This window comes from Kitasatospora sp. MY 5-36 (assembly GCF_001182915.1).
In the GTDB taxonomy this organism is placed as follows: Bacteria; Actinomycetota; Actinomycetes; order Streptomycetales; family Streptomycetaceae; genus Kitasatospora.
The window spans coordinates 1-4,129 of record NZ_LFVW01000818.1 but is presented as its reverse complement, the minus strand read 5'-3'; the positions used below and the strand labels follow the sequence as shown (position 1 = coordinate 4,129).

Below are 4,129 nucleotides of genomic sequence, written 5' to 3'. Positions count from 1 at the left end.
GGCCCGCCGCCCCGCCGACGAAGGAGCCCGGGCCGTGAGCGCGGACGGCGGCGGCCTGTCCGCCGAGGCCGTCGTCCGGCTCCGGCTGGCGATCGGCCGGCTCAACCGCCAGCTGGTCCGCGCCTCCGGCGACCAGGACCTCACCGCCGCCCAGCTCTCCGCCCTGGCCCGGGTGGAGCAGCACGGGCCGCTGCGGCTCGGCGAACTCGCCGCACGCGAGGGCGTAGCGGTGCCGTCCATGGTCCGTACGGTCACCCCGCTGGTCGCCGACGGGCTGGTCGCCAAGACCCCCGACCCGCAGGACGGACGCTCCCAGCTGCTCGCCCCCACCCCGCTCGGGCTGGAGACGCTGGCCCGGATCCGCCGCGAGCGCACCGCCCTGCTGGCCCGCCGCAGCGCCCGGCTCAGCCCCGAGCAGTGCCGCGCCCTGGAGGCGGCGCTGCCCCTCCTGGAGCTGCTGCTCGACGAACCCGGCACCCCCTGACCCGGGTCCGTGACGGCCCCGGTCCGCCGACGGCAGGACCGCTACCGCTGCCCCGGCCAGGGCACCGAGGTCTCCACACCGGCGGTGTAGTCGACGCCGGGGACGTCCCAGCCGTACAGCTGCCGGAACTGGTTGTAGAACCAGGCGGCCCCGGCCGGGTCGGCGGCCAGCGCGGCCGCCGGGTCGGCCCACAACTCCCGCACCCGGTCCTGCACGGCGGGGTCGAGCTCCCAGCCGTCCAGGCGGATGCGGCCCCGGTCGTCCAGGGCGGGTTCCCTCGCGCCGGTCAGCTGCTCCCACAGGTCCACGGCCTGGTCGTCGGTCGTGCGCCAGCCGTCCTCGCCGAGGACGTTGCGCAGCAGCGAGGTGTAGAGGGCGATGGAGGGGATGGCGGTGGACGCCTGGGTGACGGCCGCGCCGGCGACGACGGTGAACGCCCGGCCGCGGTCGGCGAGCACCCCGGTCTGCAGCTCCCGGGCGGTGGCCTCCAGGTGCTCCTTGGCGGCGCCGATCGTGCCCTGCCGGTAGACCGGCGCGGTGATCTCGGAACCGACGTAGGACAGGGCCACGGTGGTGAAGCCGGGGGCGAGCAGGTCCGCCTCGGCCAGCGCCCGCACCCACAGCCCCCAGTCCTCGCCGCCCATCACCTTGACGGTCGCCGCCCGCTCGGCCTCGTCGGCCGGGGCGAGGTCGACGGTGCCGACCTGCGGGGCCCCGTCGTCGAAGAGCAGGGACGGCGAGGTGTACGGGGAGCCGATCGGCTTGATCACCGAGTGGTGGACCTCGCCGGTGGCCGGGTCGGTGCGCCGGGGCGAGGCCAGCGAGTAGACGAGGTGGTCGACCGGGCCGTACCGCTCGGCGAGCAGCTTGAGCACCTCGGCGCGGGTGGCGTCGGCGTAGGCGTCGGCGTTGACGAAGGTGACGTCTCCCCCGCTGCCCTCGGCCAGGGCGGAGGTCGCGGCGGTGCGGTACCAGCCGGCGGTGGCGGTGCGCCGCTCGGTGGCGGCGCCCTCGTAGGCGACGCCGATCCCGCGGACGCCGTGGCGGCGCAGCCCGGCGAGCAGGATCGCCTGGCCGTACCCGGCGCTGGCGCCGAGGACCAGGACGACCGGGGCCCGGCCGGTCGCGGCCGCGGGCTCGATGCGCCGCCACTGGCAGTCGACGGTGGCCTCGCTGCCGGCCGGGTGGGAGTTGACGATCAGGTAGCCCCGCTGCTTGGGGGTGATCTGCTGGATGCTCACGCGGTGGCGCCCTCTCCGATCCGGAGATCGTGATCAAGGTGTCGGTCGTCCGGAGCCTATCCGCGCCGGCGGGCGCCGCCCTTGCCATGCCGTCACGGAAGTTGCGGCCCGCGGTTGTCGGAGGTCGTCATTGCGGCGGGCGTCCGCGTGGGCTATCCCGCTGGGCGGTCCAGCCGCCAGACCACGGCGGTCCCGCTGCCGGCCGGGGCGACGGGCCGGGCGGCCGGCTCCCGGCGGAGTTCGGTGAAGCCCAGGCGGCGCGGGACGGCAGCGCTGGCGGTGTTGGCCCGGTCGTGCACGATCTCCAGGTACGCCACCCCGGGCAGGGTGAACACCTCCTCGGCCAGCGCCGCGACCGCCCGGGTGGCCAGGCCCCGGCCGGTGGCGGCCGGGTGCAGCCAGTACCCGACGCGCCGGCCGCCGGGCTCGGCCGCGCGGACGGCCTGGCACATCCCGACCGGGGCGCCGTCCTCGGCGATCGCGTAGGTGTACACCTCGCCGCTCGCCCACCAGGTGTCGCACCTGCCGAGCAGGGCGCGGGTGTGCTCCTCGTCGTGCCGGGCCACCCACGGCTCCCAGGGGCGCAGGTGGTCCAGGGACTCCTCGATCAGCGTGAAGGCCGCGGCGAAGTCCCGTTGCCCCCGCCAGCGCCGCAGCACGAGGTCCCCGCGGTCGATGACGTCCCTCGGTCGCGCCATGCGGGCCATGCTGCTGTCCCGGGCGGCTCACCGCAACGGCCGCCCGTTCCGCCGTTGGAGTGCTCTGCCGCCGCCGACCGCGCTCGGCCGCCCCGCGTGCCGCACGGCCCACTAGGTTCCTGCCGTGGACGAAACCAGGGCTTCGGACGGGCACGAGCCGTCCGCCGGCGAGCGCGTCACGGCCCGCCTGGACGGGCGGCTGCCGGTCACGGAGGCGGGCCGGGAACTGCTGCGCAAGGTCTTCCCGGACCACTGGTCGTTCCTGCTCGGCGAACTCGCGCTGTACAGCTTCGTGGTGCTGCTGCTGACCGGCGTCTACCTGACCTTCTTCTTCCGGCCGAGCATGAACGAGGTCGTCTACCAGGGCGCCTACCTGCCGCTCGACGGCGTCCGGGTGTCCGAGGCGTACGCGTCGACCCTGCGGATCAGCTTCGAGGTGCGGGGCGGACTGATGATCCGCCAGATCCACCACTGGTCGGCCCTGTTGTTCGCCTCGGCGATCGGCGTCCATCTGCTGCGGGTGTTCTTCACCGGGGCGTTCCGCCGCCCGCGCGAGCTCAACTGGGTGATCGGGGTGACGCTGTTCAACCTCGCGCTGCTGGAGGGGTTCTCCGGCTACTCGCTGCCCGACGACACCCTCTCCGGCACCGGCCTGCGGATCGCCGAGGGCGTGCTGCTCTCGGTGCCGCTGGTCGGCACGTACCTCACCCTGTTCGCCTTCGGCGGCGAGTTCCCCGGGCACGACGTCATCCCCCGGCTGTTCACCGTGCACGTCCTGCTGGTCCCCGGCCTGCTGCTGGCCCTGGTCGGGGCGCACCTGACGCTGGTGGTGGTGCTGAAGCACACCCACTGGGCCGCCCCCGGCCGTACCAACCGCAACGTGGTGGGGATGCCGTTCTTCCCCCAGTTCCTGACCCGCACGACGGGCCTGTTGTTCGCGGTGGGCGGCGTGATGGCGCTCTCGGCGTTCCTCGCCGAGGTCAACCCCATCTGGCGGTACGGCTCCTACCGCCCCGACGTGGTCGGCACGGGCGCGCAGCCGGACTGGTACATCGGCTTCATCGAGGGGGCGCTGCGGCTGATGCCGGCCGCGGAGACCAGGGTGCTCGGGCACACCCTGTCCTGGAACGTGCTGCTGCCCGCCCTGGTGGTGCCCGGCCTGCTGTTCGCGGCGCTGTACGCCTACCCCTTCGTGGAACGGTGGCTCGACCCCGGCACCGGCGAGCACCACTTGTGCGACCGCCCGCGCAACAGGCCCACCCGCACCGCGCTGGGCACCGCCGGGATCACCGTCTACGCGGTGCTGCTGGTCGCCGGCGGCAACGACGTGATCGCGTACGCCTTCGGGCTCGACGTCAACGCGCTCACCGTGGTGCTGCGGACGGCGCTGGTCGTGCTGCCGCCGGTGGTCTTCCTGCTCACCCGGCGCCTCTGCCTGGCCCTCCAGGCCCGGGACCGCGACCGGCTGCTGGACGGCGACGAGACCGGCCGGATCGACCAGGCGCAGGACGGCGGCTTCTCCGGCCACCGCCGCCCGCTGCCCGAGGCCGAGCGGTACGTGCTGCTGGCGCGCGCCGAGGCCGAGCCGGTCACCGCCCTGCAGGGGGCGCCGCGGCACGAGCGGGTGCGCGCCGCCGCGAGCTCCTGGTTCCACCGCGACCGGGTCGAACTGCCCGCCACCGCAGGGGAGTCGGAGCGGATGGCAG

At 75.0% G+C, this 4,129-nt stretch carries 4 protein-coding genes; 2 read left to right on the top strand and 2 right to left on the bottom strand.

What is annotated here, in order from left to right:
- Nucleotides 1-484, top strand: a 484-nt coding sequence (locus AE652_RS36680) for a MarR family winged helix-turn-helix transcriptional regulator (protein ID WP_199823199.1), incomplete at its 5' end; no start/stop codon positions are given.
- Between the two features lie 41 nt (nt 485-525).
- Here the strand turns inward: AE652_RS36680 and AE652_RS36675 are convergent.
- Together AE652_RS36675 and AE652_RS36670 are read right to left on the bottom strand one after the other, a co-directional pair.
- Nucleotides 526-1,725: a trans-2-enoyl-CoA reductase gene (locus AE652_RS36675; protein ID WP_049659415.1), complete on the bottom strand. Its 1,200-nt coding sequence runs from the start codon at nt 1,723-1,725 to the stop codon at nt 526-528.
- A gap of 152 nt (nt 1,726-1,877) precedes the next feature.
- Nucleotides 1,878-2,423, bottom strand: a complete 546-nt coding sequence (locus AE652_RS36670) for a GNAT family N-acetyltransferase (protein ID WP_049659420.1) — start codon at nt 2,421-2,423, stop codon at nt 1,878-1,880.
- 124 nt (nt 2,424-2,547) lie between these two features.
- Between AE652_RS36670 and AE652_RS36665 the strand changes: the two genes are divergently transcribed.
- Nucleotides 2,548-4,129, top strand: a 1,582-nt coding sequence (locus tag AE652_RS36665) for a cytochrome bc complex cytochrome b subunit (RefSeq protein WP_049659411.1), incomplete at its 3' end; no start/stop codon positions are given.

Excerpts from the sequence above, each read along its gene's own strand:
- AE652_RS36670 (WP_049659420.1), bottom strand. The coding sequence starts at position 2,423 with ATGGCGCGACCGAGGGACGTCATCGACCGCGGGGACCTCGTGCTGCGG.